The organism is Nonomuraea sp. SBT364 (assembly GCF_001083785.1).
Taxonomy (GTDB): domain Bacteria; phylum Actinomycetota; class Actinomycetes; order Streptosporangiales; family Streptosporangiaceae; genus Nonomuraea.
On record NZ_LAVL01000038.1, the window covers coordinates 1 to 25,435 of the forward strand.

Sequence of the window (25,435 nt, forward strand, 5' to 3'; positions counted from 1 at the left end):
CCTCCCCGCCGGCCTCCCCGACCGCCTCCCCGCCGGGTCCGGAACAGTCGGCGGGCGAGGCCTCGGTGCCCGCCGCGCTGCGGTTCACCGCCCCGACGCTGGATGGCCGGACCTTTCGGGGAGAGAGCCTGGCGGGCAGGCCCGTCGCCTTCTGGTTCTGGGCGCCGTGGTGTCCCAAGTGCCTGTCGGACGCGCCCGCCGTCAAGGCGGCGGCCGCCCGGCATGGTGATGTCGCGTTCGTCGGAGTTGCCGGCCTGGACACCGAGGCGGCGATGCAGGAGTTCGTCCAGCGCACCGGAACCGGAGATCTCGTGCACCTGTCCGACACCGAAGGCGCGGTGTGGACGAAGCTCGGCGTCAGCGAGCAGTCCACCTTCGTGTTCGTGAAACCGGACGGCTCCGCGGAGAAGGTCTCCGGCCCGCTCGGCCGGGACGGGCTGGAGGAGCACCTGCGCACACTGGCCGCCCGGTAGCCGAGTCGTGTCCTCCCTCGGTACGGGCCTGTCCGAGGCGCCGCTGGCCCTGGCGCTCACCGCCGGGATGGTGGCCGCGTTCAATCCGTGCGGTTTCGCCATGTTGCCGGCCTACCTCACCTTGCTGATCAACAGCCGGGGAGCCGGCCCCGTCCGCCGGGCGCTGATCCTGGCAGCCGCCATGACCGCCGGATTCGTCACGGTCTTCGGCCTGTTCGGACTGGTCGTGACTGTGCTGGCGGTGTCGGTGGGCCGCCACCTGCCGTGGGTGACGCTGGTCATCGGGGCGATTCTGGTCGGGCTGGGCCTGTGGTTGCTGTCAGGGCGGGAGCTGGTGCTGCGCCTGCCGGGCCTTGCCACCGGCCGCCCCGCCACCTCAGCGCTGTCGCTGTACGGCTACGGCCTGTCATACGCGGTGGCCTCCTTGTCGTGCACGGCCGGGCCGTTCCTGGCGGTCACTTCGGCCGCACTGTCCGGCGGCGGAGTGAGCGGCGGAGTGGCGGCCTTCACCGCCTACGCGCTGGGCATGGGTTTGATCGTCGCCATCTTGTCGCTGGCGGTGGCGCTCGCCCGTGCCGCCATCGTGGCCCGGTTGCGGCGTCTGCTGCCGTACGTGTCCAGGGCCAGTGGCGGCCTGCTCGTCCTCGCGGGCCTGTACGTCCTGTATTACGGCTGGTACGAGCTACGCGTCTTCGCGGGCCAGGACGCGCGCGATCCGATCGTGGGCGCGGTGACCGCCGTGCAGTCGACCGTCGCGGGCTGGGTGGCCGGGCTCGGCCCGGGATGGCTCACGCTCTCGCTTCTCCTCCTGCTCGCCCTGGTGACGCTGGTCGTGCGCCTGGCACGTGGCCGCGACGAAGCCCGCTGAAGACCTGTCCCGATCCTGCCTGTGGCCCTTACCAGATGCACGTGTTCTGGGCGTGCACTACCCGTGGGACGGCAGCGACGGCCTGGCGCTGGGCGAGCGCATCGCCGGGCAGGTCCTCACCACCAAGCTGACCCCGCTGCCCAGCACGCCGCTGAAGGCCCCCGCACGCTGAGCAAGCCGTAGATCAGTTGCTCACTCGGCGAGTTCTCCGTGCACCCACCGGCGCCAACGAAGATCGGGGACCCGCCGAGCGGCAGCCGGCTGACGGTCAGCCGAGGACGAACGGCAGCCTCGCCGCCGACGCGCCCAGCCCGGCCGTCTCCGCGCCGGTCGGGGCGCGCCGCCCGGTGCCGACCAGCAACGCGTCCCTGTCGGAGAACGACGCGGGGAACGCGGTTCCGGCGATCTTCTCCAGCAGCTCACGGGACAGGGCGAGCCCTTCCTCCGGCGGCTCCGCCGCGTCCGGTAGGTGCGCGATCAGGTCGAGGTGGTGCAGCGTCCACTCCAGGACGTAGGCGGTGAGATAGTCGCCCGCGGTGAGAACCACGTCGCGGGTGCCGACCCGCAGCCGAGGGTCGGCGAGCCCGGCGGCCCGGCCCGCGGCGGAGCCGACGTCGTCGAGATGGAACTTCAGCAGCCGGGGTTCCTCGTACGCGGCGGCCAGCCGGACGACCAGCGCGTCGAGCGGGTCGTCGCCGGTCGGGGGAGTGCGGGAGACCTCCCAGTAGGTCACCGCGTCGCGGGTCGGCTCCGTGTCGGCCGGGGTCACCAGGGTGATCAGGACGTCCTGGGCGTCGATGACGAGGTGGCACACCAGATCCCGCACCAGCCAGCCGGCGCAGCCGGACGGCCGCGCGAAGTCCTCGTCGGGAAGCTCGGCGACCGCCGTGCGCAACGCCGCCCATGACCGGGTGAAAGGCTCCACCTCGCCACGGTAACCCAATGATCACCCAGGCGGTTTCCTCAGGCTCCGACGTAGGCCGCGAGGTGCTCGCCGGTGAGGGTGGAGCGGGCGGCGACGAGCTCGGCGGGCGTGCCCTCGAAGACGATCCGGCCGCCGTCGTGACCGGCGCCCGGGCCGAGGTCGATGATCCAGTCGGCGTGCGCCATGACCGCCTGGTGGTGCTCGATCACGATGACCGACTTGCCGGAGTCGACGAGCCTGTCGAGCAGGCCGAGCAGCTGTTCGACGTCGGCGAGGTGGAGACCGGTGGTCGGCTCGTCGAGGACGTAGACGCCGCCCTTGTCCGCCATGTGGGTGGCGAGCTTGAGCCGCTGGCGTTCGCCGCCGGACAGCGTGGTGAGCGGCTGGCCGAGGCTCAGGTAGCCGAGCCCGACGTCGGCGAGCCGGCCGAGGATGGTGTGCGCGGCCGGCGTGCGCGCCTCGCCCGCGCCGAAGAACTCCGTGGCCTCGGTGACCGACATGGCGAGCACCTCGCTGATGTCTCGGCCGCCGAAGCGGTATTCCAGCACGGCCGGCTGGAACCGCTTGCCCTCGCAGTCGTCGCAGGTGGTGGCGACGCCGGCCATCATGCCCAGGTCGGTGTAGATGACCCCGGCGCCGTTGCAGGTGGGGCAGGCGCCCTCGGAGTTGGCGCTGAACAGCGCCGGCTTGACGCCGTTGGCCTTCGCGAACGCCTTGCGGATCGGTTCGAGCAGCCCGGTGTAGGTCGCCGGGTTGCTCCGGCGTGATCCCTTGATCGCGCTCTGGTCGACCGAGACGACTCCGGCCCCGGCGGGGACGGATCCGTGGATCAGCGAGCTCTTGCCCGAGCCGGCGACGCCGGTGACGACGCAGAGCACGCCGAGCGGGATGTCCACGTCGACGCCCTGCAGATTGTGGCGGGTGGCGCCGCGGATCTCCAGCGCGCCCTTGGGGGTCCGTACGGTCTCCTTGAGCGCGGCCCGGTCGTCGAGGTGGCGGCCGGTGATGGTGTCACTGCCCCGCAGCCCCTCGAAGGTGCCCTCGTAGCAGATGGTGCCGCCCGCCGCGCCGGCGCCGGGGCCGAGGTCGACGACGTGGTCGGCGATCGCGATCGCCTCCGGCTTGTGCTCGACGACGAGCACCGTGTTGCCCTTGTCCCGCAGCCGCCGCAGCAGGTTGTTCATCCGCTGGATGTCGTGGGGGTGCAGGCCGATGGTGGGCTCGTCGAAGACGTACGTGACGTCGGTGAGCGCGGAGCCGAGGTGGCGGATCATCTTGGTGCGCTGCGCCTCGCCGCCCGACAGCGTGCCCGCCGGCCGTTCCAGGGAGAGGTAGCCCAGCCCGATCTCCACGAACGAGTCGAGGGTGTGCAGCAGTTTGGCGAGCAGCGGCCCGACCGACGGCTCGTCGAGGCCTCGGATCCAGGCGGCCAGGTCGCTGATCTGCATGGCGCAGGCGTCGGCGATGTTGATCCCGGCGATCCGCGAGGAGCGGGCCTCCTCGCTGAGCCGGGTGCCGTCGCACCCGGGGCAGGTGGTGAACGTGACCGCCCGGTCCACGAACGCCCGGATGTGCGGCTGCATCCCCTCCCGCTCCTTGGACAGGAACGACTTCTGGATCTTCGGGATCAGGCCCTCGTACGTGAGGTTGACCTCGTCGACCCTGACCTTGGTCGGCTCCTTGTAGAGGAAGTCCTGGAGCTCCTTCTTGGTGTAGTCGCGGATCGGCTTGTTCGGGTCGACGAAGCCCGACTCGGCGTAGACCCGTACCGTCCAGAAGCTGTCGGACTTCCACCCGGGGATGGTGAACGCGCCCTCCGCGATCGACTTGGAGTCGTCGTAGAGCTGGGTGAGGTCGATGTCGGAGACCGAGCCGCGGCCTTCACATCGGGTGCACATGCCGCCGATGCGGGTGAAGGTCGCCTTCTCGGTCTTGCGGGCGCCGCGTTCGACCGTGATCGCGCCGCTGGCCCGGACCGTGGGGACGTTGAAGGAGAAGGCCTGGGGCGAGCCGATGTGCGGCTGCCCGAGCCGGCTGAAGAGGATGCGCAGCATCGCGTTGGCGTCGGTGGCGGTGCCGACCGTGGAGCGGGGGTCGGCGCCCATCCGCTGCTGGTCGACGATGATCGCGGTCGTCAGGCCGTCGAGCACGTCGACCTCGGGTCGCGCCAGCGAGGGCATGAAGCCCTGCACGAAGGCGCTGTAGGTCTCGTTGATCAGCCGCTGCGACTCCGCGGCGATCGTGCTGAACACCAGCGAGCTCTTGCCCGATCCCGAAACGCCGGTGAACACCGTCAACCGGCGCTTCGGGATCGCGATGCTGACGTCCTTGAGGTTGTTGACGCGCGCACCGTGGACGCGGATCAGGTCGTGGGTGTCGGCATCGTGCGGCGCAGGCGACTGCGGGTCCGTGTTCGTGCTCATGGTCTCTCCATCTGTTCGCTGGGTCGCCTTCGCGGTCGTGCCGGGATCGATCTGACCAGCTTCGAGCGTATGTCTCAGGTGCCGCGCATCGTCCGCCCGGGGACGTTATCACCACGGGCGCTGCCAGATACTTCGCAGGTCAGCGCAGTTCGTTGATGCGGATGAGGTTGCCCGCGGGATCGCGGAAGGCGCAGTCGCGGGCTCCCCACGGCTGCTCGGCCGGCTCCTGGACGACGTCGGCGCCGCCTGCCTGCACGCGCTTGAAGGTGTCGTCGAGGTCGGTGGTGGCCAGGGTGATGCCGGCGTAGACGCCCTTGTCCATCAGGCTGGCGACGGCGCGCCGCTCGTCGTCGGAGACGCTCGGGTCGATGGCCGGCGGCTCCAGGACGATGGACGTGCCGGGCTGGCCCGCGGGGCCGACCGTGATCCAGCGCATCCCCTCGTTCCCGACGTCGGCGCGGACCTCGAAGCCGAGGACGTCGCGGTAGAACGCCAGGGAGGCGTCCGGGTCGTCATGGGGGAGGAAGGTCGAGTGAATGGTGATGTCCATGGCGGCAACGCTAGGCGCCGCACCGGGACGGGGGCTTCTCCGATCCTGACCGATCCGGCACCGGGCACGTTCAGCACTCGCGCAGCGCCGCGCGGGCCTGCGTGACGGACAGGGGCGGCGCGGGCAGGGGTCGCGCCGCGGCGGCGCGCAGGCCGTCCAGCGACAGCGCCAGGTGCCGCCGCCAGGCTCCCGGGGACACGGCGTGCGTGGCCTTGACGGTCGCCGCCACGCCCCAGATGACGAAGGCCAGGTCGGTGAGCGTGACGTCGTCCCGCAGGTCGCCGGCCCGCTGGGCGCGGTCGAGGATCTCGCGCATCAGGCCGTGCCCTCGGTCGCCCGCCGTCGCCGTCCGCGCGGCCAGGTCGTTGTAGCCGAGGTCGGCGGCCTGCAGCTCGCACACGCCGGTCAGGAACGCGACGAACCCCTCCCAGGCGTCGTCCGTCGCCACCGCCTGCTCGGCCAGGTCGGCCACTCGGGCCACCCGATCGGCGAAGACGGCCTCCACCAGGGCTTCGCGGGTGGGGAAGCGGTTGTAGAGCGTCCCGATGCTCAATCCGGCCGCCCGGGCGACCTCTTCGAGCGGCACGTCGAGCCCGCGATCCGCGAACAGCCGCCGGGCTGCCAGCAGGAGGCGTTCGCGGTTCAGCACGGCGTCCTTGCGCATACCGGTCAGCTTAGCTAACTTGAGGGCCATCTCAACTTGAGGAGGACCTCAACTTATGGCCCGGACCATTGTGATCACCGGCGGCACGAGCGGCATCGGCCTGGCGCTCGCCCGCCACCACACCGGACGCGGCGACCGGGTCGTGGCCGTGGGGAGCGGCGAAGCGGGCGGCCGCCGCCTGCGCGCGGAGGTGCCGGAGGCCACGTTCGTCAGGGCCGACCTGAGCTCCGTCCGCCAGACCCGCGAACTGGTGGCCCGGCTATGCGCCACGTACCCGGTGATCGACGCGCTGGTGCTCGCCGCGTTCCGCTTCAACCCGGCACGGGTGGAGACCGGGGAGGGGTTCGAGCACACCTTCGCCCTGTACGTGCTCAACCGCTGGCTCATGGCCGAAGGGCTGCGCGGCCCGCTGGAGAACGCCCCCGAACCGGTGATCGTCAACCTGTGCGGCGCCGGGCGGGGCGGCCGCATCCACTGGGACGACCTCCAGCTCGAGAACGGCTACCGGGGACTCACCGCGACCATGCAGGGCGCCAGGGCCAGTGAACTGCTGGGGGCGGCCCACGTCTCCACACGGACGAAGTACGTGCTCTACAACCCGGTGTTCGTGGCGACCGGGCTGCACGAGCCCTTCAGGCAGCCGTTGCGCGCTCTCGTCAGGGTGGCGTCGGCGGCGTTCGCCCAGCCGGTGCGCAAGGCCGTGCCGCCGATCGCCGCGCTCGTCGACCGGCCGCCGGCCGCGCCGCTCACGGCCTGGAAGAAGGGCGAGCCCGTCGGCCTCACCGTGGACCGGGCGCAGGCGCGCCGCTTCGAACAGACCGTCCGCGCGATGGTCAGAGCTTGACGCGGGCCGCGACCGGCAGGTGGTCGCTGCCGGTCGCGGGCAGGGTCCACGTGGCGACGGGCGCCACCGCGCGGGTCATGACGTGGTCGATCCTGGCGACGGGGAAGGCGGCGGGCCAGCTGAAGCCGAACCCCTCGTCCGCCGGGGTCATCCGGGAGGTGAGCGGGACCAGGCCGCGGTCGTCGAGGGTGCCGTTGAAGTCGCCGAGCAGCACGACCCTGTCCAGTTCCTCGGCGTCGAGGGCCGCGCCCAGCGCGGCGGCGCTCTCGTCCCGCCATCCGGTGCCGAAGCCGTCCGGCAGCCGGATGCGGACCGACGGCAGGTGGGCGACGTACACGGCCAGGTCACCCGACGGCGTCCGCACGGTGGCCCGCATCCCGCGGCTCCAGTCGCCCCGGACTCCCGCCGGCCTGATGTCCACCGGCCGGGAGCCCGCGAGGGGATACCTGGACCAGAGCCCGACGGTGCCCACGACGGCGTGGTGGGGATGGCCGGGCGTCAGCGCGGCCCGGTAGACGGCCAGGGCGCCGGGCATCAGTTCCTCCACGGCGATGAGGTCGGCTCCCGCCCGGGCCAGGGCGCGGGCGGTTCCTCCCGGATCGGGGTTCTCGTCGCTGACGTTGTGCTGGACCACGGTCAGGTCGTACGCCTCCCGATCGGCGGGCAGCCACCGTGCGCCGAACAGGACGACCCAGACCAGCGCGGGCAGTGTCGACGCCACCAGCGCGACCGCCGAGCGCCGTAACAGGGCCAGGACCACCACCGCCGCAACCGCCAGGCCGCCCCAGGGCAGGAAGGTCTCCAGCAGACTGCCGAGATTGCCCGCGCTGTTGGGCACGACCCGGGGGAACGCCAGCAGCCCCGCCGCCAGCACGGCAGCCGCCGCGAGAACCCGCCCGCGCCGCCTCGGCCGATCTTCGATGCTCATACGCCGACCGTACGGAATCCGCAGTGGATTTCTTTGTGATACTAACCTGGTTCCGGTAGGGAACCTGCGGGTCGGCGCCGCTCAGCACGGGATCAACGGCAAGGAGACGGCTGTGGCACGGGAGTTGCGGGAGCAGGACGCCGTCTGCGCGATCGCGCAGGGCGCGGCCGTGGTCGGGGAGTGGTGGAGCCTGCTCATCGTCCGGGAGGTCATCCGCGGCCGGCGCCGTTTCGACGACCTGCAGGCGGAGCTGGGCATCTCACGCCGGGTGCTCGCCGAACGGCTCAAGCACCTGCTCGACCACGGCGTACTGGAGCGCCGTCCCTATCACCAGCGGCCGACCCGGTACGAGTATCTCCTGACCGACGCCGGCCGCGCGCTGGCGCCCGTGCTGATCGGCCTGCAGGACTGGGCCGACCGCTTCGTCCTGGGCGATGGCACCCTCACCGGCGGCGCCGGGCCCGACAGCCCCGAGACCGAGCGGCTGCACGCGCTGATCGGCTCGGGCGTGCCCGGCCCGCTGCGCCTGCCCTCGGCCGGCGGAGGCGACCTGGACGTGGTGGCCGGCGACGCGCCCGTCACCGTCATCTTCACCTACCCGGCGACCGGCGCCCCCGGCCCGCTGCCGGCGAACTGGTCGCAGATCCCCGGCACGGCCGGCTGCACGCTGGAGAACCGGCTGTTCCGCGCCTCCGCCCCGGCCTTCGCCGGGGCCGGGGTCGCCCTGCGCGGGGTGAGCACCCAGCGTCCGGACGAGCAACAGGCGTTCGCCGAAGCGGAGGACATCCCCTTCCCTCTTCTCTCCGACGTGGATCTGGCCCTGTGTGCGGCGCTGCGCCTGCCCACCTTCCGCGCCGGACAGACCCTGCGCCTCAAACGGGCCGTCGTCATCGTCGACGCCGACCGGACGATCCACCACGTCCTCTACCCGATCACCGACATTCCCGCCGCGGTCGACGAAGCCCTGCGTCTCGGCGCGCAACTGGCCCTGCGTCTTCCGCGTACGGGCTGAGCGTGGGGGAGCACTACAGCTCCGGAGCGCCCCACGAGGTGACGCGCACGACGTCGCCGACCGAGATCTTGCCGGGGCGGATCACCGCGAACCTGCTGCCGAACGCGACCCCGCCCCGGGCGGCCCGGCGATAGGTGGCGAGGGTGCGCAGCGGCTCCGGGCCGGCCTTCCGCCCGGTCTCCTGCTCGACCATGGTGACGGCGCAGCGGATGGCGAGCTTGGCGTGGCCGATCTCCGTCTCGCCGATGCCGACGCGGTGGGCGCGGTCCTCCGTGTGGGGCTCCTCCCAGCCGTCGACGACGATGTTGGGCCGGAAGCGGTTCATGGGCAGCGGGCCGGCGCCGCGCGCGGCGAGCTTGCCGTCGAGGAGGCCGAGCGTGGACCGGGACAGGACGAGCAGGGCGCTGCTGTCGGCGTATCCGGCGGTGCCGGGGGTGCTGCCGCTGGTGACGCGGTGGTGCTCGGGCGGCACGCGGACGAGCCGGCTGCTCCCGCCGAGCACCTGCGAGAGCCATTCCGCGGCGGCCTCGCCCTGGTCGATGCCCAGGTAGCCGGTCCCGAACAGGTCCACGGGCCGCCGCTCGCCCGAGGTGTCCACGCGCAGGCGCAGGGTCTCGGTCCCGGGCGCGCGGAGGGTGAGCCGCTCGCCGTCGGCGCTGACGCCGGGCCGGATCAGGGCCATCCGCGGATCACGGCGCTGGGTGCGGAACACGCCCTGCTCGCTGACGACCATGAAACTGCGGTCGTGCGCGAGCCCGGCGGGCGTGAGCACCGCCTCGCCGGCGGACGTCCCGGCGCATCCCTTGATCGGGTAGTAGGTCAGCTCGCTGACGACGGCCATGGCCGGCCCGCTCCTGATGATGTCCGGCAGGGCTGGGACATGGTGGGTTTCCCTTCCACACTGAGTGAATTCCAGAAGGAAACCTACTACGGGCGGCGAACAGGCTGTCAACTCACCGCCTGCTCGCGTTCTGCCGTTTCACCCAGACGGCGGAACAGGTGCGCCCACCCGCCGCCGGTCTCCTCTTCGAGCGCGGCGGGCAGACCGCTGTGGCGCAGGGTGAGCTCGGTGCTGTCGCCGTCCGGGGTCAGGGTGACTTCGACCCGGGATGCCTCCGGCGGCAGGCCGGGCGCTCCCGGCGTGGCCTCCCAGGCGAAGGTGAAGACGAGACGTTCGTACGGCACGAGCTCGACGAACCGTCCGCGCATCACCGGGCATGGGCCCTCGTGCATCGCCACCCGCAAGGCACCGCCGGGGCGGGCGTCCAGCTCGGCCGTTCCCCACCATCGCGCCAGGCGTGCCGGGTCGGTGAAGAACCGCCAGACCGTCTCGGGCCGCGCCCGGATGCGCAACGTCTGCTCAATCGTCCTGCTCACAACGATCCCTCCCCGTCCTGGTCGCCGGTGTGCGCGCGTTCTTCCCGCTCGGCTTCGCGCTGGAGGCGGCCGAGCGAGGTGGACCACATGCTCTCCAGGAACGCCACCGCCTCGGCCAGCCCCTCGGGACGTAGCCGATAGAAGCGGCGATTGCCCACGCGGCGGACCTCGACGAGGCGGGCCGCGGCCAGCGTTCGCAGATGCTGGGACACCGCGGGGCGGCTGATCTCGGGGAAGCGCCCGGCGATCTCGCCCGCCGACACCTCGCGATCCCGCACCAGGACGAGGATGGCGCGGCGGGTCCGCCATGCCAGGAGACGACAATGCCCCGCGGCCGGAGAACCAGCGCTTGAACGCACTGGTCGGCCGTTGGCGTTCCCAGGGGCGCATCGCGGCCACCGCGACCGGCCCGGCGGTCGGCATCGCCGGGTCGGACACCTACGAGTGGCTGGCGGGCGAGCACTTCCTCATTCACCGGGTGGACGTACGCATGAACGATGAACACGTCGAGGTCATCGAGATGATCGGGCCCTACGATCCGGCGAGCCGGACCTACCCGATGCGCTCCTTCGACAATCACGGCAACTTCCTCACCATGCGGGCAAGCGTCGACGACGACGGTGTCTGGACGTTCGCCGGTGAGACGGAGCGGGCGACGCTGGTGATCACCGACGACGGCGGCGCCATGACGGCCGCATGGGAGCGCACCGACGACGGCTCGAACTGGCGGCACTGGATGGACATGAGCTTCACGAGGCACCAGGTCCAGGACCGGCTTCCGAAGGATCACTGATCGTCGAGCCGGGAATCACCTGGACGAACCGCTTGGCGCACCATCCGGTCCCGGTGTTCCTCAGGCGTGCGGCCTCAGGCCGTGCGGGTGGTGCGCCTCCCGACGAGAGCCGTGACACCGAGGGTGTTGTGAGGTGGACCAGGCGTTGATGGCCGCCCGGGTACGTGCGAGGGTGGGCGGCGACGGAAGGGTTGAGCGATGAGATCGTTCACGGGAAAGATGGCCGTCGTCACCGGAGGCGGCGCCGGAATGGGACGCGAACTGGTCGTCCGGTTGGCCGCCGAAGGTTGTTCGGTCGCCGCGTGCGACATCGACGAGGCAGCTTTCACGATGCTCTCCGTCGAGTGGTCATCAGTTTCTTCTGTCTCGAGGCGCTTCGAGACTGTTCCCAGTGACGTCTCGGCGGGTGTGGTCTCGTCGGCTGATGCGCGTTGCCGGCGACCGCCACGGTGATCTATAGCCGAGTTCGCGGAGACGCTCGGCGAGCCGGTAGGAACTGATCGGGCGTCCGGGTACCTCGTCCGCGCGAGGCGGGCCGCAGCGCTGCGCTCCACAGGATCTGGGAGACGCAGGGAACACGGTGCTTCGACTACGTGCCCGCGCGGCCGGCGATCGTCAGCGCCAATGGAGATCTCCGATCAACGCCGTCTCGGCACCCCCGTCCGCGAAGATGACCTGACCGGTGACGAAGCGGTTGTCCGCACCGGCGAGCCAGCAGATGAGCTCGCCAACCCACTCCGGTCGCCCGGGAAAGCCGCCGAACGGTTGCGGAGCTGCGGTTTCCACAGCGGTGCGTACGTCTTCGCTCGCGAAGATCCAGGAGGCCGCGGGTGTGTCGACGACGCCGGGTGCGACGACATTGAGGGCAATGCCGGCTCCCGCCCATTGGGATGTCGGGGCAACCTTGCGCACCCACCGATTCAGCGCTCGCTTGGCGATGCCATAGGCGCCGGTAGCGCCACCACTGGATGGGTTCGCGTCAGCGTAGGAGACGGCGGCGGCCTCGTCGCCGTCAAGACATGCCTGCACCACGCGCTCGTCCGCGGGCGCCAGCGAGGAGGTCGACGACACGGCCACGGCCCGGGGCGCCTCGCTCTGCGCCAGCAACGGCCGTAGCCCTTCGAGCGTCGCCACCGTGCCGAAGTAGTTCGTCTCCAGGAGCCCGGTCTTGCCGCCCCCGGCGACAGCGAGCACTGCGTCGATGGGCCCACGCTCGGTCACCTGGTCGACCAGCGACTGCCGACCGTCAGGCGTGGACAGGTCGGCCTGGATATCGGCGTCGCCGAGGTCGCAACCGATGACCGTGGCACCGCGCTCACGGAGCATCGTCGCAGTAGCGGCGCCGATGCCCGACGCCGACCCGGTCACGACATACCGCCGCCCAGCAATCCCTGCATACGTCATTGCTACCCCTGTGTATCGGTCCTGGACGGCTGTGTCATTTCAGGATTTTTCTCGTGCTGCGGTCGAAGAGTTCGACGAGTTCGTCGGCGCATAGATCGGGGGCGAGGCCGGCGGAGACGAGCGGGGCCGCACTGTCGATCGAGGCGCGTAGCGCCGCCGCCATGACCTGCGGGCTGAAGGGGCGGAAGGCGCCGGTGCGCTGCCCTTCGGCGAACAGCTGGGCCAGCCGGTTCTGCGATTCGATGTGGTGCTGCTCCCAGACACCCGCACCGCCGTTGAGCAGGATCTGCTGGAGCGCCCGCACCTGCGGCGAGTGGCTGGCGATGAACGCCACGTTCGCCCGGATGACGGTGGCGAGCAGTTCGCGGGCGCCGGTCACGCCCTCGATGGCGGACCTCATGTAACCCTCGGCGTCGGCGACAACCTGGTCGGCGACGGCTGCGAACAGCTCATCCTTGCTGGAGAAGTGGTAGGTGATCAGCCGCTTGCTGCTGAGCCCGGCCTCCTTGCAGATGGCCTCGAAGGTGGTGGCCTGGTAGCCGCGTTCGGCCAGCAACGCGATCGCGGCACGGGTGATCTGCTTCCTGCGAGCCGCGGTCGCCTCGTGACGGGTAGTCATGCCCACCGCACCTACTTGCGGGTGCCGGAGTGGACAGCCTCGCGGCTCACCAGAACTGTGACCACGGCGAGAGTTCGTTTATCCACGTGGATAACTTTATCCGGCTGGATAATCTTATGGCAAGCTCACGGTCGATGATCTGTTCCGCGACGGAGGTGATGCGTTCCTGCGCCTCGGAAAACGCCCCCGGGCCGGTCGCCGCCCTGCAACTGGACTACATCGCGACCCGCGACAACATGAACACCGCCACCAACGCGCCTCTCGCTGGCGGTTCCCTGGCCGCCGAGCAGGCCAGCCCTGCCGCCCCGGCCCTCTCTCCGCCCTCCTCAACGAGATCGGCATCCCAGCGGCCGCCGCCCGCGGTGGTTGCCCTTGCGGGCCGCGGGGTCGAGTCCTTCGAGGGTGGCCTTGCGGATGTTCTCGCGCTCGGGTCTCGGCCATCGCGATGATGGAGCGGCTGCGGGGTGGCAGGACCAGTTATCGCCGAGGTCAGATCAAGGCCCTGCTGCATATCATCCAGCAGTGAACTCTCCCGTCATACTCGAGGCCGCCGCGACGCCGACCGCTCCCGCTCTTGTCCTTCGCCCCTGGCGCGCGGAAGACGTTGCTGCGCTGGTTGAGGTGTACCGGGACGCCGAACTGCGGCGTTGGACGAGCTCTCGTATGGAGAGTGAAGACGATGGCCTGTGCTGGGTTCGAGATCAGGAGCAGGGTTGGGCAGCAGGCGACCGGTTCGCCTTCGCAGTCCTTGAGACGGCCCTTGACGCGGCACCGCTGCGGTTGGTGGGCAACGTGGTGCTCAAGGAAGTCGCGTCCGGCAAGTCTTCCGCAGAGGTCGGCTACTGGACGGCGGCACAGGCTCGCGGACGAGGCGTGGCCCCGCGAGCCCTGGATACTCTCACCGCCTGGTCCTTCGATGCTTTCCGAGCACATGGTCTGGAGCGCCTCGAACTCCTGCATCAGGTCGACAACCTGGCATCCTGCCGCGTCGCCGAGAAGAACGGCTACCAGTTGGACAGGATCCTGCCATCGGCTCCTCCTTCCTATCCTCTCGATGGTCATGTGCACATACGGCGCGCAACCGCCTGACCCCGATCGGCGGCGCATATCCCCGGCAGGCGCGGACACATGGAACCGCGCCTACGGGCCGTCAACGTCGTCTTCACCCGGGCTCCGGCGGCCTCTCCCCGCGAGGTGCGCGGGGCGGGCACCTCCGCCCTTACGGACAGATCCGGATCGAGGCGGCTGCTCATGTCCAGCTCGAACCTGCCGTACGGATTCACGCGCGTCCCAGAACAGCGGCGACAGCGCTCGCCGGTCCGCGACGGTGAGCACGACCTGGAGCCCATCGTGGATGTCCTGGCGCATCTCGACGTCGGCGAGGTAGTCGCCTGAAGGTCGCGGTGAGTATCAGCGGCGGGCGTCCGGCAGGGCGGTGTCGGTGATGGCCAGGTCGTCGCCCAGGTTGAGGATGCGCACCTCGCCGTGATCGAGTCCGAGCCGGTGGCCGATCTCGGTCTCGATCCGGTGGTCGATGATGTGGTGAACGGCTCGGCTCATCAGAAAGGTCTCCGCGGCGGGAGCAACGGTGACCTGGCCGTACTCTTCCGTGCGGAAACGGGTCCGCGAGTGCATGTGAACGAGAAGTCACGCTAGGCCGACCGGCCCTGCTCCGCTGACGGGTGGTGATGGGCCGCTGCGAGACGCGCCTCAGCCCGTCGTCCAGTGACGGAGCTTCTCGGGATTACGCACGACCCAGATGCGCTTGATCTTCTCGTCTGCGACCTCGAACGCGAACACTGTCACGACGACGCCGTCCTGTTCGGCCACCACGCCGGGCTGCCCGTTGACCGTACGCTCCAGGAACGTCATGTTGCCGGGTCTGCGACGGGCGATTTCGATCCAGGCGCGCGCGATCTGCTCGCCGCCCTCGATGGGGTCCAGGAAGGTGGTGGCGAGGCCGCCGCCATCACCGATCGCCACGGCGTCGGGGTCGAGCAGCCCGATCAGGGCGTCGATGTCCTTGGCCTCCCACGCTCGCTTGAAGTCCCGGATGATGCCGGCCTGCTGGGGCGCCGGGGTGGCGGAGGGCTGGGCGGCGCGGATGCGGCGGCGGGCGGAGGAAGCCAGCTGGCGGCAGGCCGCCGGGCTGCGGCCGACGATCTCGGCCACTTCGGCGAAGGAGTAGCGGAAGACGTCGTGCAGGATGAACGCGACGCGTTCGGCCGGGTCATCGCTTCGAGCACGACCAGGAAGGCCAGATTGACCGACTCGTCCAGGGTGATCCGGTCGGCCGGATCTGCGGTCGCACCGCTGTCCGTGGGTTCGGGCAGCGGCTCGGGGAGCCATTCGCCCAGGTAGGTCTCTCGCCTGGCCCGGGCCGAACCGAGCAGGTTGAGGCAGATGCGGCTGGCGACGGTCGTCAGCCAGGCGCCGGGGGAATCGATGGCGTCCTGCCGCTGCCGGGACATGGCGTACCAGCGGGTGTAGGTTTCCTGGACGGCGTCCTCGGCCTCGGCCAGTGAGCCCAGCAGCCGGTACGCGAGGTTGATCAGCTGACGCCGCTCACTCATGATCGCGTCCAGGCTCGGATCTGTCCGGTCTCCGGGTGAACCAACAGCGTCCGGCCTGTTTCGGCTGGTCATCGTGACGGCTCCCTCGGTCGTGTCTGTCTTCATCCTGCTCGACAAGACAGCGTGCCGGAATGTGAGGCCGGTGCCGTCGCCTCACATTCCTGGGGGCTGTGCTGTCGAACCGCATGAGTCCAGCTCGGACGTCCTGGCCACCGCGGAAGGACGTGCCGAGCCCCGCCGCGTGCAAGCGAGCACCTTCGGCACTCGTACGACTACGGCGCGCAGTCGCGGCCTTACCCCAGGGAGCCATCTTGAGCCTGTTCCGGCTTGACGCCAGCATTCTTCCCGGCACCTCGGCCAGCGCCGAACTCGCCGACATCGTGGAAGCCGAATGGACCGCCGCCCACCCGGACGCGCCGGTGGTGCGCCGCCACCTGGGCACCGATCCACTGCCCGCGGACGCCTGGGCGCAGGCCCACACCGGCGCATTGACGCCCGCGTCAGACCGCTCGCCCGCCCAGCGCGACGCACTCACGCTCGCCGAGTCGCTCGTCGCGGAACTGGAGGCCGCCGAGAGGGTGGTACTGGCCGTGCCGCTGTACAACTTCGGTGTCTCCCAGCACTTCAAGGCCTGGGTCGATCTGGTCATCGCCGGGGCCCCCATGGGCAGCCCGGTGCTCAAGGCCAAGCCGACCGTCCTGGCCACCGTGCGGGGCGGCGGCTACGCCCCCGACACCCCGCGCGAGGGCTGGGACCACTCCACCCCGTACCTCAAGCGCGTCCTCGCCGACGTGTGGCAGGCCGACCTCACCATCGTCGAACGCGAGCTCACCCTCGCCGCCACCAGCCCAGGCATGGAACACCTGCGATCCCTCGCCGCCGACCTCCACACCCGAGCCCTGGCCGCGGCCCGGGACGCCGGCTCGAAGAGGTCATAGCCTCTCGCGCGGAGCAGCCCTGCGGCACGCCGGGGGCTCGTCTCTCCCGGCCAGTCCTCGACCGGCTTCGGTGCTGGTCATCGGGACGCCTTGGGGGCGACGACGGGTTCGGGCGCGATCCGCGTACGGCCCGGCAGCAGCGGGATCACGGCCAGCACGGCCGCGAGGAGCACGGTGACGAGCCAGAAGACGCCGTGGAGGCCGGCGGTCACGTCGCCGGAGGTCTGCAGGACGAGGGTGACCAGGGCGATGCCGAGCGCGGCGCCGAGCTGATTGAGCATGTACAGGACGGAACTGCCCTGCGCGACCAGCGGGCCCGGCAGGCTCCGGTAGAGCGAGCCCATCGTCGGCGCGCTGAAGCACCCCATGCCCAGGCCGATCGTCAGCGCCGCCAGCACCGGCCACGCCTGGCCGGTGCCGGCGTCGACCTGGGTGAAGGCCAGGGCGCTGAGCCCGGCCAGCAGGGCGCCGCCGAGGGCCAGGCCGCGGGCGCCGAGCCGGTCCGACAGCCGTCCGGCCAGCGGCATCGCGATGGCCCCGCCCAGGCCGGCCGGGGCCATCAGCAGCCCGGCGGCGAGGACCCCGTGGCCGTGCGCCTGCTGGTAGTACAGCGGGAGGGCGAAGAGGGTCGCGAAGTTGGCCAGGCCGCCCAGTCCCATGATGGTGACGCTCGCGGTGAATCCCCGACTGGCGAACATGCGCACGTCGATCAGAGGCGGCGTGCGCCGGGAGCGGAGCGCGTGCAGGGCGTAGCCGCTGATCAGGACGATGCCCGAGGCCAGCGGCAGCAGCGCCTGCCAGGCGGTGAACGACGCGTACTCCGCGGTCTGCGACAGGGCCAGGACGAGCGCGGCGAACCCCGGCGCGAGCAGGGCCAGCCCCAGGACGTCGAGGCCGACTGCCGGCCGCTGCCCGGCCGGGGGATCGGCGGGCAGCACGCGGACGGCGAGCAGGTAGGCGATCACGCCGGCGGGCACGCTCAGCAGGAACATCCACCGCCATGAGAGGCCGTCCAGCACGGCGCCGCCCGCGACCGGACCGAGGACCGGGCCCAGCGACAGCACCACGCCCATCAGGCCCATGACGCGTCCCGCGCGCTCCGGTCCTGCGGCGCGGGCCAGCAGGATCAGCACCAGCGGGTCGAGCAGTCCGGCGCCGACGCCCTGCAGGGTGCGGAAGGCGATCAGGCTGCCGGCGTTCCAGGCCAGCCCGGCGGCCAGCGAGCCCGCCACGAACAGCGCCAGGCCCGCCAGCCACAGCCGCCGGCTGCCGTACCTGTCGACCGCCCAGGTGGTGAACGGGATGGTGGCGGTGACCGCCAGCAGGAAGCCGGTGGAGGCCCAGCCGATCGTGCTGAGCGAGGCGTCGAGCGCGCCCGCGAGTGTGTTCGTGGCGACCGCGGCCATCGTGCTGTTGAGGATGCCCAGCAGGCCGCCGAGCAGGACGACGGCGATCAAGGCCGGCAGGGGGCGTTCCAGACGATTTGTTGAACTCATGAGTTCAATTTAGTGATCTCGATATTCTATTGGCAACTTGTGCGTTCAGCAGGATGAACTGGTGAGTACAATCGGGGTATGGCTACCGCACGTGGGCGCATCGACAAACGGCAGGCGATCCTGGACGGCGCGTTCACGGTGTTCGCCCGCCAGGGCTACGCCCAGGCCTGCGTGCAGGAGATCGCCAACGAGGCCGGCGTGGCCAAGCCCACGGTGTACAACCACCTCACGGACAAGGCGACGCTCTTCCGGCACGCGATGCGGGCGGCGGCTCAGAACGTGCTGGACCAGCGCCTGGCCGCGCTCCAGCCGCTCACCGAGCCGGGCCCCGACCTCCGCGCCGGCCTGGAGGAGGTCGGCCACCGCCTGGTGCGCCTGCACGCCGACGACCGCTCCTGCGCGCTGCGGCGGCTGCTGTATGCGGAGCTCAATCACTTCCCCGACATCCTCGACCTCGTCGTCGAGAGCGGACCGCAGCGCCTCAGCCAGGCGCTCGCCGACCGGCTGGCCCGGCTCACCCTCGCCGGCCGCCTGCGCGCCACCGACCCCGACCAGGCCGCCGAGCACTTCCTGGCCCTGATCACCGGCCCGCTGGAGACACGCTCCCAGATGGGCACCCGCCGGCTCGGCGACGCCGAACTGGACGAGATCGCCCGCGCCGCCGTCCGCACCTTCCTCCACGCCTTCGGCGTCGAGGACGACCGTCGCGGGTCCGGACCCGAGGAACCGGGTCTCAGGTCATGACGTCCGGGCCGGGCGGGTTCGCGGGGCCGGCAGCCGGAACAGGTGGTGGAGCCGGCGCAGGGCCTGCTGGTCGCCGGAGGCGGAAGCGGCGCCGCCGTTGATCGCCTCGGCGAGGGTCGACCTGCTGGCGGCGAGGTCGCGGAAGGCCTCCCTGCCGATGGTGATGACCACGTCGGGGTGTTGCGCCGGGCCGTGCACGGTTTCGACGGCGCCGTCGTCGACGCGGGCGTGGAAAACCTCCTCCTCCACCCGGAACTCGTACAGGGCCCGCAGGCCGGCGGCGGCCTCGGCGTCGAAGCAGGCCTTGAGGCCGAGCACGGCCCAGCCGGGGTGGAACGCCTCCTGCTCGCGGGGTTCGTCCATCGCCCAGGTCAGCCCCCACCGGGCCAGGGCCAGCACCACCGGTTCGAGGCCCTCACCGGCGGGAGTGAGGGCGTAGGCGGGGGTGCGGGCCGGCGGCGGGAGGGTGACCTTGCGCACCAGCCCTTCGCGTTCGAGGTGCTTCATCCGGGCGGCCAGCAGGCCGGTGCCCAGGCCGCGCAGGCTGTGCTGCAGGTCGCCGAAGCGTTTGGGGCCGGTCAGCAGCTCACGGATCAGCAGCAGCGTCCACCGGTCGCCCACGAGGTCGAGGGTGCGCGCGGTGGCGCAGTACTGGTTGTAGGTGCGCTGTTCCACTTCATCATCCTAATCCTCCAGCTTCTTGTTATTGAACTGAGCTGCGTGGGCATCCAGGAGGAGCCGGGCCAGCGCCCGCGGGTGGGTGAGCATCACGTCGTGCGGGCCGTCCAGACCGATGGGCCGGTAGCCGATCGCCTCGGCGAACCGGTCGAAGGGGTAGGTGCCCGGTCGGCAGTGAATGGCCGTACCGGGGATCCGGTCGACGGCCCCGCTGAGCCGGGCCGTCTCGGTGAAGGTTCGCAGCGGCTGTGGCCGCAGGCGCTGGGCGAGCCAGCGGGCGTCGCCGGGGTCGGTGACGCCGAAGCTCGCCGGGGGCGGGGCGGGGATGTGACGACCGTCCGGGCTCTTCCCGGCGGCGGCGCGGATCGCCTCGGCGAAGGAGTCCGGGGCCAGGCTGAACATGCCCTCGCCGTCGCCGCCGGCCCAGCCGTCCACCAGGATGGCGTGACTCACCAGGTCCGGTCGCAGGTCGGCGGCCTGCCGGACGACCAGGCCGGCGTAGCTGTGCCCGACCAGCGCCACGTCCTCGTCGTCCGCCGCCCGCAGCGCGGCGAGGACCTCGTGGACGTGGGTGCCCAGGCCGGCGTCGCCCTCCAGGCTGAGGGCGGGGGTCATGGTACGCGCGCCCGCTCGCTGCAGGAGTGGGGCCAGCCGCTCCCAGGCCCAGGGACCGTGCCAGGCGCCGGGCACGAGAACGAACGTGGTCATGCCGTTCCTTCCGGGTGAGGCAGGGGCAGGCCGGTGCCGGCCGAGTTCTCCATGGCCGCGCGGTGGCCGTCGGCGGCCGGCCTGTCCAAGGTGGCGAGCGTCACCCGGCGGGTGGCGGTAGCCACGGCCGGCAACAGGTGGCCGACCTTCAATGGGGCCATGCGATCCCTCCGCTTTCGTCAAGTTCTCGAACTTAAGCATAGACTTCCTGATTTTGAAGTCCAACTTTCGACATCCTCAAGGACACCGCCTTCCTCACCGACTTCACCGACGCCTTCACCTCGGTGGCGACCCGAGAGATGCTGGATCGGCAGACGCTGAACCGTCGGCTGCTGCTCGTGCTCTTCGCCCTCGGCACGAACATGGGGATCCGGCAGATGGCCGCGACCGGCGACCACGGCCAGGACGAGGCCGCGCTGCGGCACGTGCGCGCGATTTACGTCACCCGGCAGAACCTGCGGGCGGCGATCGTCGCGGTGGTCAACGCCACCCTGGAGGCCCGCGACCCCACGTGGTGGGGCGAGGCGACCAGCACTGCCTCGGACTCCAAACGGTTCGCCTCCTGGGACTCCAAGCTGATGACCGAGTTCCATGCCCGCTACGGCGGTTACGGCGTCATGATCTACTGGCACGCCGACAAGGGCCGCCTGTGCATCTACTCCCAGCTCAAGTCGTGTTCCTCCTCGGAGGTCGCGGCGATGATCGAGGGCCTGCTGCGGCACTGCACCAACGCCGAGGTCGAGGCGAACTACACCGACACCCACGGCGCCACCACGGTCGGGTTCGCCTTCACCGAACTGCTGGGTTTCAAGCTGCTGCCCCGGATGAAGAACAACGGCGCGATCGAGTTGTACAGCCCTGACACTGTTCAAACTGCCTGGCCGAAGGTGGACAGGATTCTCAAGAAGCGGCCGATCGACTGGGAGCTCATCGCCCGCAACTACGACCAGATGATCAAGTACGCGACGGCGCTGCGGCTGCGCACGGCGGAAACCGAGCAGGTCCTGCGCCGTTTCATGAAGGGCAACGGCCCCAAGCACCCGGTCTACCTGGCCCTGGAAGAACTCGGTCGGGTGGTACGCACCATCTTCGCCCTGCGACTATCTCAGCGACGAGCACCTGCGCCGGGAGATCAACAGCGGCCTGCAGGTCGTGGAGAACTGGAACAGCGCCAACGACAAGATCTTCTACGGGCGCGAAGGCGTGCTGACTGGGGCCGACCGCGAGCACGCCGAGGTGTCCATGCTCACCTTGCACCTGCTGCAGTCCGCGAGATCCGCAGTGGGCCGACAAACTGACGGAGGAAGACCGGCGCGCGCTCAGCCCGCTGTTCTGGGCTCATGTGAATCCCTACGGCCGGTTCCGGCTGGACATGGATACCCGGCTCGACCTCACTGCGGCCTGAGCGGGTCCCCCCGGCGTTTGCTGGAACCGCGTGTCCCGGTGTTGGGCTGAATGCCTTGCAGCGTGGGGATGGCTCACGGCTCGCGACATGTTCGCGAGGGAGCGGTCTTGGCATCGGCTGTAAGACTGTTCCGTCTTTGACCATTACCTGATGTAAGGGTCAAAGAGGGAGCCTGTGTGCTGAATGATGATGAGTTCGCCGCTTTGTTCGATGCGTACCGCCCCCGGGTGTACGCGTACGCGGTGAGCAGATGTGGTCGTCGGCTGGCCGAGGAGGTGGTCAGTGAGACGTTCGCGGTCGTGTGGCGACGGCGGGACGTCATTCCGGCCAAGGCGCCCTTGCCCTGGTTACTCGGTGTGGCGCACAACGTGATCCGCGATCTCTATCGCGACGAGCTTCGGCGTGCGGCGCTGGATGAGGCGCTGCGCGGCTGGACCGAGGAACTGGAGGGAGACGTGGCCGACCAGGTGGCCGAGCGGGCCACCGCGATGAAAGCCCTGTCCACGTTGAGCGACGCTGACAAGGAGGTGCTGACCCTGGTCGCGTGGCATGGGCTGACTTCGGCGCAGGCGGCTGCGGTGGTGGGAAGTTCGCGATCGGCGTTCTTCGTCCGGTTGCATCGGGCCCGCCGGCGGCTGGAGGCCGCCATGAACAACGTGACGGCGGCCGATCCCCGGCCCGCATTCGTCCCGGAGGAGGAGAAGTGAAGCGAAAGAACGCGCTCGATCTGCTGGCTGCGGCCCGGCCCGCCGACCTCGACCTGCCCGGGGCGCCCCGGGCGCGGACGGAGGAGTTTCCCACGCCGGTGCGACGGGGCCGCGTGCGGTGGGTCGGGGCGGTCGCCGCGTCGCTGGCCACGGCATCCGTGATCGGGACGCTGGCCGTCCCCCGCCTGCTCGCCCTCGACGTCTCCACGGGGCAGGTGGCTACCGTTCCCGACGGGAACGTGCTGGACATGGCGGCCCGCAGCGCGGCAGCGCGGCAGCAGACGCCCGGACGGTTCTGGTACTCCGAGGGCCTGATCCTGGGTGAGGAGATCATCGGTGCACCGGGCAACCGGTACCGGATCAAGACCCGGGTCCAGACCGGCCGATGGGCCCCGCGCGACCCGGCGACGCTCACCGTGCTCACCGAACGCGGGCTGCCCACTGTGCCGGCGTCCGGACATGAGGAGCAGGCGTGGCGGCGAGCGGGGCAGCCCCAGCTGTGCGGCAACGACACCGACTGCAGGAACGACACGGCTCCGCTCGGACGCACGAGGTTCATGTTCATGCCCGGCACCTGGCCCTACCGAGATCAAGGGCTCACGCTTCCCGCCGCTGAGCTGCTCAATCTGCCCAAGGAGCCGGACGCGCTGCGCGAACGCCTGCTGGAGTTCTGGCCCGCCTACAGCGAGACCATGAAGGACTGGCCGACACCGCCGGCGGGGAGCTCGCTGCCCACGAAGGACTCCTGGCTCCTCAGCATCTCCCTGGAACTGCTCCAGCACGCCCCGATCTCAGCGGGCACCCGGGGAGCTCTCTATCGGATGGTGGCGAACCTGCCCGGCACCCGCGCCCTCGGCCGGATCCACGACGCCGAGGGACGCCTGGGGATCGGCATCGGATGGACCAGGGATGTGGGCGACGGGCAGAGTGAGCAGCAACTCATCGTGGAGGAATCCAGCGGCCGGCTACTTGCGCTGCAGAACGTCGTCGTGAAGCCCTGGTCGCAGGACCCTGCGGGCTACGAAGGGGCCGCAGGCCTGCCCGCAGGAACCCTCTACCACGCACTCGTCTACCAGCGCGCCGCCTGGACCGACACCCCCGCCCAGCTTCCCAAGGGGTGCCCCGCCCCCACTCAGACCGACCGGAAGGACTGCGTCGGCTGAAGCCCGACATCCACTCGGCGATCAACCCCTGGGCCTACAGGAAGTCGTCAAGTCATGTACGTGATAATGGTCTATTATCACGTACACGAGCGATCATGACGGCGCGCCGACCAGGCGAACCTTTCGCCGGGGCGGTGCGCGATATCCGGTACATGGCACCGGACGTGGCGCGGCGGCCGGCAGGAGCGCCGCGCCGAAGGTCGCCGCACTGCGCGGCGGAGACGTCAGCCTCGCCGCGGCCGCCGACGCCTTCCTGGCCACCCAGCGCACGGCCAACCTCAACACGCATCGCGCCTACGCCTCGGCCATCGACCGGGTCATCGCGCTGGTCGGCCGAAACCGGCCGCTCGCCGAAGTCGCCGACGCCGAGATCGGCCAGGCGCTCGCCGAGTTGTGGGGGGCGAGCGCGCCGGCGACCTGGAACCGCAACCGCGCCGCCATCGCCTCCTGGCTGTCCTGGTGCCTTACCAAGAAGCACTGGGCCGCGCCGTCGGTCCCGGCCGACGCCGAACGCCGCAAGAAGAGCGCCGACGAGACCCGCACCGTGGCCAAGACCACCATCCACCGGCTGCTGTCACGCCGCGACATCCCCCTTCGCGAGCGGGCGCTCTGGCGGATGCTCTATGAAACGGCGGCCAGAGCGGCCGAGATCCTCGCGCTCAATGTCGAGGACCTCGACCTGGAGCATCGGCGCGCCCCCGTCCGGTCCAAGGGCGGCGCCGTGGAGTGGGTGTATTGGGACAGCGGCACCGCCCACCTGCTGCCCCGTCTGCTCCGGCTGCCCGACGGCAGCACGCGCACGCACGGGCCGGTGTTCTTGTCCGAACGGCGCCCCGTCCCGCCCCGCCGCCCGGCGGCCGACGACATCTGCCCGCACACCGGCCGCGCCCGGCTCGGCTACGACCGCGCCCGCGTCCTACTGGACAAGTACGCCGGTCTCGACCTGCACCAGCTGCGCCACTCCGCCGCCACCCACCTCGGCGAGGCCGAAGTCCCGCTACAGCTCGTCATGGGTAAGACCCGGCACAAGAACCCTCGCACCGCCATGCGCTACGTCAAACCCGGAGCCGAGGCCATCGCCAAGGTCACTGAGGTTCTGGCGCCCCGTCGCCGTACCCACTGATCAACCGGGTGGCGGCCGGCCGGAGCTATAGGAGTTCCGGGCCGAGATCGCACGGCGACGGGTGCGCTACTGGGGAGGGAGCACGCAGAACTCGTTGCCGTCGGGGTCGGCCATGACGATCCAGCCGGCCCCGTGCTGCTCGATGTCGAGGCGGGTCGCGCCGAGGGAGACGAGACGGTCGACCTCCGCCTGCTGATCACCGTGGGCGGGTGGGGCGAGGTCGATGTGCAGCCTGTTCTTCCCGAGCTTCGGGGCCACGGGCGGACCGCCCCAGGTGATCTTCGGGCCGCCGTGCGGTGAGCGGATCGCGGTCTCCTGGTCCTGGTCCCAGACCAGCGGCCAGCCGAGCGCCGCGCTCCAGAAGTATCCGACCTCCTGCGTGCCGTCGCAGGACAGCGCTCCGATGAAGCCGCACTCGGCGAGGAAGTTGTTGCCCGGCTCGATGACGCAGAACTCGTTGCCTTCGGGGTCGGCGAGCACCACGTGAGGCTCGTCCGGGCTCTGCCCGATGTCGATGTGGCGGCCGCCGAGCTTGAGCGCTCTGGCCACCGTCGCCCGCTGGTCCTCGAGGGACGTGCTCGTCAGGTCGAAGTGCGCCTGGTTCTCGCCGGTCTTCTTCTCCCGGGACGGCAGGAACCGGATCCGGAACCCGGTGTCGTCGTCCGGCAGGAGCGCGATGCCCTCGTGGGGGTCGTCGGCCCTCTCCCAGCCCAGGACCCCGGCCCAGAAGCGCGCGAGTGTGAGGGGGTCGTTCGCGTCGAAACAGAGCGCGACGAACTGAGAGGTCATCCCGCATCTCCATTCTGATGACTTGCGGGCGCGGCCAGGGCACACGTACACCTGACGCAGGACGGCAGCCACGCTAGCCCGCCCGGCGACGGCCATGCCAGCGAATATGCGCCGGTCCCCGTACGGGACCGGTTGGCATGCCTTTGATCACGACTCATGAACTCCTTCGTACGCTCACGCGTGTCCAGCGGCGCCGGGCCGCCCGCCCGCTCAGCATGTGATGACGTCCAC

The 25,435-nt window shown here is 70.6% G+C and carries 32 protein-coding genes and 2 pseudogenes; 16 read left to right on the forward strand and 18 right to left on the reverse strand.

What is annotated here, in order from left to right:
- Together ADY59_RS18980 and ADY59_RS18985 are read left to right on the forward strand one after the other, a co-directional pair.
- The coding region (locus ADY59_RS18980) for a redoxin domain-containing protein (RefSeq protein WP_049563914.1) at positions 1–473 on the forward strand (473 nt) is incomplete at its 5' end.
- Between the two features lie 7 nt (positions 474–480).
- Positions 481–1,341 (forward strand): cytochrome c biogenesis CcdA family protein, encoded by an 861-nt coding sequence (locus ADY59_RS18985; RefSeq protein WP_231618775.1) that lies wholly within the window; start codon positions 481–483, stop codon positions 1,339–1,341.
- A gap of 268 nt (positions 1,342–1,609) precedes the next feature.
- Here the strand turns inward: ADY59_RS18985 and ADY59_RS18990 are convergent, their stop codons facing one another.
- The 4 genes from ADY59_RS18990 to ADY59_RS19005 form a co-directional block, all read right to left on the reverse strand.
- Complete coding sequence (locus ADY59_RS18990) at positions 1,610–2,266, reverse strand: maleylpyruvate isomerase N-terminal domain-containing protein (RefSeq protein ID WP_049563916.1); 657 nt, start codon at positions 2,264–2,266, stop codon at positions 1,610–1,612.
- Between the two features lie 38 nt (positions 2,267–2,304).
- The gene (locus tag ADY59_RS18995) at positions 2,305–4,689 is read right to left on the reverse strand and encodes an ATP-binding cassette domain-containing protein (protein ID WP_049563918.1); all 2,385 of its coding nucleotides are present in this window, start codon (positions 4,687–4,689) and stop codon (positions 2,305–2,307) included.
- A 139-nt stretch (positions 4,690–4,828) separates the two neighbouring features.
- On the reverse strand, positions 4,829–5,239 hold the full coding sequence (locus ADY59_RS19000) for a VOC family protein (RefSeq protein ID WP_049563920.1): 411 nt from the start codon (positions 5,237–5,239) through the stop codon (positions 4,829–4,831).
- 70 nt (positions 5,240–5,309) lie between these two features.
- Positions 5,310–5,903: a TetR/AcrR family transcriptional regulator gene (locus ADY59_RS19005; protein ID WP_049563922.1), complete on the reverse strand. Its 594-nt coding sequence runs from the start codon at positions 5,901–5,903 to the stop codon at positions 5,310–5,312.
- 55 nt (positions 5,904–5,958) lie between these two features.
- On the opposite strand from ADY59_RS19005, the gene ADY59_RS19010 reads away from it, so the two are divergent.
- Entirely contained in the window at positions 5,959–6,747 is a 789-nt protein-coding gene (locus ADY59_RS19010) for an SDR family NAD(P)-dependent oxidoreductase (RefSeq protein ID WP_049563923.1), read from the forward strand.
- Here ADY59_RS19010 and ADY59_RS19015 read toward each other — a convergent pair.
- On the reverse strand, positions 6,737–7,675 hold the full coding sequence (locus ADY59_RS19015) for an endonuclease/exonuclease/phosphatase family protein (protein ID WP_049563924.1): 939 nt from the start codon (positions 7,673–7,675) through the stop codon (positions 6,737–6,739). The genes ADY59_RS19010 and ADY59_RS19015 overlap by 11 nt on opposite strands.
- Positions 7,676–7,787: 112 nt before the next feature.
- Here ADY59_RS19015 and ADY59_RS19020 point away from each other — a divergent pair, with 112 nt between their 5' ends.
- Positions 7,788–8,687: a winged helix-turn-helix transcriptional regulator gene (locus ADY59_RS19020; RefSeq protein WP_049563926.1), complete on the forward strand. Its 900-nt coding sequence runs from the start codon at positions 7,788–7,790 to the stop codon at positions 8,685–8,687.
- Positions 8,688–8,700: 13 nt separating this feature from the next.
- On the opposite strand, the gene ADY59_RS19025 is transcribed toward ADY59_RS19020, so the two are convergent.
- The 3 genes from ADY59_RS19025 to ADY59_RS19035 all read right to left on the reverse strand — a co-directional run bounded on the left by ADY59_RS19025 (position 8,701) and on the right by ADY59_RS19035 (position 10,423).
- Positions 8,701–9,528, reverse strand: a complete 828-nt coding sequence (locus ADY59_RS19025) for an MOSC domain-containing protein (protein WP_049563929.1) — start codon at positions 9,526–9,528, stop codon at positions 8,701–8,703.
- Positions 9,529–9,635: 107 nt separating this feature from the next.
- Entirely contained in the window at positions 9,636–10,064 is a 429-nt protein-coding gene (locus ADY59_RS19030) for an SRPBCC family protein (RefSeq protein ID WP_197093736.1), read from the reverse strand.
- Entirely contained in the window at positions 10,061–10,423 is a 363-nt protein-coding gene (locus ADY59_RS19035; RefSeq protein ID WP_049563932.1) for an ArsR/SmtB family transcription factor, read from the reverse strand. The genes ADY59_RS19030 and ADY59_RS19035 overlap by 4 nt, the downstream gene beginning before the upstream one ends.
- On the opposite strand from ADY59_RS19035, the gene ADY59_RS19040 reads away from it, so the two are divergent.
- Positions 10,372–10,857, forward strand: a complete 486-nt coding sequence (locus ADY59_RS19040) for a DUF1579 family protein (RefSeq protein WP_082310220.1) — start codon at positions 10,372–10,374, stop codon at positions 10,855–10,857. The genes ADY59_RS19035 and ADY59_RS19040 overlap by 52 nt on opposite strands.
- A gap of 219 nt (positions 10,858–11,076) precedes the next feature.
- Complete coding sequence (locus ADY59_RS54060; protein WP_442937706.1) at positions 11,077–11,310, forward strand: SDR family NAD(P)-dependent oxidoreductase; 234 nt, start codon at positions 11,077–11,079, stop codon at positions 11,308–11,310.
- 162 nt (positions 11,311–11,472) lie between these two features.
- Here ADY59_RS54060 and ADY59_RS19045 read toward each other — a convergent pair whose 3' ends face one another.
- Positions 11,473–12,261, reverse strand: a complete 789-nt coding sequence (locus tag ADY59_RS19045; protein ID WP_049563936.1) for an SDR family oxidoreductase — start codon at positions 12,259–12,261, stop codon at positions 11,473–11,475.
- A 34-nt stretch (positions 12,262–12,295) separates the two neighbouring features.
- Positions 12,296–12,880 carry a TetR/AcrR family transcriptional regulator gene (locus ADY59_RS19050; protein WP_063780711.1) on the reverse strand — a complete coding sequence of 195 codons (585 nt, stop codon included), beginning with the start codon at positions 12,878–12,880 and terminating at the stop codon, positions 12,296–12,298.
- 29 nt (positions 12,881–12,909) lie between these two features.
- Between ADY59_RS19050 and ADY59_RS51520 the strand changes: the two genes are divergently transcribed.
- The 3 genes from ADY59_RS51520 (at position 12,910) to ADY59_RS50120 (ending at position 14,275) form a co-directional block, all read left to right on the forward strand.
- Positions 12,910–13,329 (forward strand): hypothetical protein, encoded by a 420-nt coding sequence (locus ADY59_RS51520; RefSeq protein WP_197093737.1) that lies wholly within the window; start codon positions 12,910–12,912, stop codon positions 13,327–13,329.
- Positions 13,330–13,402: 73 nt separating this feature from the next.
- A complete protein-coding gene (locus ADY59_RS48820; protein ID WP_197093738.1) occupies positions 13,403–13,969 on the forward strand; it encodes a GNAT family N-acetyltransferase in 567 nt (188 codons plus the stop codon).
- A 39-nt stretch (positions 13,970–14,008) separates the two neighbouring features.
- Entirely contained in the window at positions 14,009–14,275 is a 267-nt protein-coding gene (locus tag ADY59_RS50120) for a hypothetical protein (protein WP_049563940.1), read from the forward strand.
- A 15-nt stretch (positions 14,276–14,290) separates the two neighbouring features.
- On the opposite strand, the gene ADY59_RS19060 is transcribed toward ADY59_RS50120, so the two are convergent.
- From ADY59_RS19060 to ADY59_RS53715, 3 genes and pseudogenes are all read right to left on the reverse strand, one after another.
- Positions 14,291–14,440 carry a hypothetical protein gene (locus ADY59_RS19060; protein ID WP_156325594.1) on the reverse strand — a complete coding sequence of 50 codons (150 nt, stop codon included), beginning with the start codon at positions 14,438–14,440 and terminating at the stop codon, positions 14,291–14,293.
- 150 nt (positions 14,441–14,590) lie between these two features.
- On the reverse strand, positions 14,591–15,052 hold the full coding sequence (locus ADY59_RS52620; RefSeq protein WP_231618777.1) for a nuclear transport factor 2 family protein: 462 nt from the start codon (positions 15,050–15,052) through the stop codon (positions 14,591–14,593).
- Positions 15,053–15,315: 263 nt separating this feature from the next.
- A pseudogene (locus tag ADY59_RS53715) lies at positions 15,316–15,558 on the reverse strand (sigma factor); the annotation flags it as partial.
- Between the two features lie 206 nt (positions 15,559–15,764).
- Between ADY59_RS53715 and ADY59_RS19070 the strand changes: the two are divergent.
- Positions 15,765–16,391 carry an FMN-dependent NADH-azoreductase gene (locus ADY59_RS19070; RefSeq protein WP_049563947.1) on the forward strand — a complete coding sequence of 209 codons (627 nt, stop codon included), beginning with the start codon at positions 15,765–15,767 and terminating at the stop codon, positions 16,389–16,391.
- A 77-nt stretch (positions 16,392–16,468) separates the two neighbouring features.
- Here the strand turns inward: ADY59_RS19070 and ADY59_RS19075 are convergent, their stop codons facing one another.
- Positions 16,469–17,887, reverse strand: coding sequence for a DHA2 family efflux MFS transporter permease subunit (locus ADY59_RS19075; RefSeq protein WP_049563950.1), 1,419 nt, complete (start codon positions 17,885–17,887; stop codon positions 16,469–16,471).
- 78 nt (positions 17,888–17,965) lie between these two features.
- Between ADY59_RS19075 and ADY59_RS19080 the strand changes: the two genes are divergently transcribed.
- Positions 17,966–18,631 carry a TetR/AcrR family transcriptional regulator gene (locus ADY59_RS19080; protein ID WP_049563952.1) on the forward strand — a complete coding sequence of 222 codons (666 nt, stop codon included), beginning with the start codon at positions 17,966–17,968 and terminating at the stop codon, positions 18,629–18,631.
- On the opposite strand, the gene ADY59_RS19085 is transcribed toward ADY59_RS19080, so the two are convergent.
- Genes ADY59_RS19085 through ADY59_RS50125 form a run of 3 tightly spaced genes read right to left on the reverse strand, consistent with a single transcriptional unit; the run spans position 18,626 to position 20,178 of the window.
- Positions 18,626–19,306, reverse strand: coding sequence for a winged helix-turn-helix transcriptional regulator (locus tag ADY59_RS19085; protein ID WP_049563954.1), 681 nt, complete (start codon positions 19,304–19,306; stop codon positions 18,626–18,628). The two genes, ADY59_RS19080 and ADY59_RS19085, sit on opposite strands and share 6 nt — an antisense overlap.
- 9 nt (positions 19,307–19,315) lie before the next feature.
- Positions 19,316–20,017 carry an alpha/beta fold hydrolase gene (locus ADY59_RS19090; RefSeq protein ID WP_049563956.1) on the reverse strand — a complete coding sequence of 234 codons (702 nt, stop codon included), beginning with the start codon at positions 20,015–20,017 and terminating at the stop codon, positions 19,316–19,318.
- Entirely contained in the window at positions 20,014–20,178 is a 165-nt protein-coding gene (locus ADY59_RS50125; protein WP_156325595.1) for a hypothetical protein, read from the reverse strand. Before ADY59_RS50125 ends, ADY59_RS19090 begins: the two co-directional genes overlap by 4 nt.
- 123 nt (positions 20,179–20,301) lie before the next feature.
- Between ADY59_RS50125 and ADY59_RS53410 the strand changes: the two are divergent.
- From ADY59_RS53410 to ADY59_RS48000, 5 genes and pseudogenes are all read left to right on the forward strand, one after another.
- Positions 20,302–21,051, forward strand: a pseudogene (locus tag ADY59_RS53410) (Tn3 family transposase); the annotation flags it as partial.
- Between the two features lie 118 nt (positions 21,052–21,169).
- A complete protein-coding gene (locus ADY59_RS53415) occupies positions 21,170–21,472 on the forward strand; it encodes a hypothetical protein (RefSeq protein WP_269433618.1) in 303 nt (100 codons plus the stop codon).
- A gap of 126 nt (positions 21,473–21,598) precedes the next feature.
- Positions 21,599–22,129, forward strand: coding sequence for an RNA polymerase sigma factor (locus ADY59_RS19100; protein ID WP_049563958.1), 531 nt, complete (start codon positions 21,599–21,601; stop codon positions 22,127–22,129).
- Positions 22,126–23,292 (forward strand): hypothetical protein, encoded by a 1,167-nt coding sequence (locus tag ADY59_RS19105; RefSeq protein WP_049563960.1) that lies wholly within the window; start codon positions 22,126–22,128, stop codon positions 23,290–23,292. Before ADY59_RS19100 ends, ADY59_RS19105 begins: the two co-directional genes overlap by 4 nt.
- A 391-nt stretch (positions 23,293–23,683) precedes the next feature.
- Positions 23,684–24,415, forward strand: a complete 732-nt coding sequence (locus ADY59_RS48000) for a tyrosine-type recombinase/integrase (RefSeq protein WP_231618778.1) — start codon at positions 23,684–23,686, stop codon at positions 24,413–24,415.
- Between the two features lie 66 nt (positions 24,416–24,481).
- On the opposite strand, the gene ADY59_RS19120 is transcribed toward ADY59_RS48000, so the two are convergent.
- Positions 24,482–25,204, reverse strand: a complete 723-nt coding sequence (locus ADY59_RS19120; protein ID WP_049563964.1) for a VOC family protein — start codon at positions 25,202–25,204, stop codon at positions 24,482–24,484.
- Positions 25,205–25,435 lie beyond the last annotated feature (231 nt).

Coding starts and splice junctions, on each gene's coding strand:
- ADY59_RS19080 (WP_049563952.1), top strand. CDS start 17,966: ATGGCTACCGCACGTGGGCGCATCGACAAACGGCAGGCGATCCTGGAC.
- ADY59_RS19050 (WP_063780711.1), bottom strand. CDS start 12,880: ATGACTACCCGTCACGAGGCGACCGCGGCTCGCAGGAAGCAGATCACC.
- ADY59_RS18995 (WP_049563918.1), bottom strand. CDS start 4,689: ATGAGCACGAACACGGACCCGCAGTCGCCTGCGCCGCACGATGCCGAC.
- ADY59_RS19010 (WP_049563923.1), top strand. CDS start 5,959: ATGGCCCGGACCATTGTGATCACCGGCGGCACGAGCGGCATCGGCCTG.
- ADY59_RS19075 (WP_049563950.1), bottom strand. CDS start 17,887: ATGAGTTCAACAAATCGTCTGGAACGCCCCCTGCCGGCCTTGATCGCC.
- ADY59_RS19060 (WP_156325594.1), bottom strand. CDS start 14,440: ATGAGCCGAGCCGTTCACCACATCATCGACCACCGGATCGAGACCGAG.
- ADY59_RS19090 (WP_049563956.1), bottom strand. CDS start 20,017: ATGACCACGTTCGTTCTCGTGCCCGGCGCCTGGCACGGTCCCTGGGCC.
- ADY59_RS19040 (WP_082310220.1), top strand. CDS start 10,372: ATGCCAGGAGACGACAATGCCCCGCGGCCGGAGAACCAGCGCTTGAAC.
- ADY59_RS50125 (WP_156325595.1), bottom strand. CDS start 20,178: ATGGCCCCATTGAAGGTCGGCCACCTGTTGCCGGCCGTGGCTACCGCC.
- ADY59_RS19015 (WP_049563924.1), bottom strand. CDS start 7,675: ATGAGCATCGAAGATCGGCCGAGGCGGCGCGGGCGGGTTCTCGCGGCG.
- ADY59_RS19025 (WP_049563929.1), bottom strand. CDS start 9,528: ATGGCCGTCGTCAGCGAGCTGACCTACTACCCGATCAAGGGATGCGCC.
- ADY59_RS54060 (WP_442937706.1), top strand. CDS start 11,077: ATGGCCGTCGTCACCGGAGGCGGCGCCGGAATGGGACGCGAACTGGTC.
- ADY59_RS19000 (WP_049563920.1), bottom strand. CDS start 5,239: ATGGACATCACCATTCACTCGACCTTCCTCCCCCATGACGACCCGGAC.
- ADY59_RS19005 (WP_049563922.1), bottom strand. CDS start 5,903: ATGCGCAAGGACGCCGTGCTGAACCGCGAACGCCTCCTGCTGGCAGCC.
- ADY59_RS19120 (WP_049563964.1), bottom strand. CDS start 25,204: ATGACCTCTCAGTTCGTCGCGCTCTGTTTCGACGCGAACGACCCCCTC.
- ADY59_RS50120 (WP_049563940.1), top strand. CDS start 14,009: ATGGAACCGCGCCTACGGGCCGTCAACGTCGTCTTCACCCGGGCTCCG.
- ADY59_RS19045 (WP_049563936.1), bottom strand. CDS start 12,261: ATGACGTATGCAGGGATTGCTGGGCGGCGGTATGTCGTGACCGGGTCG.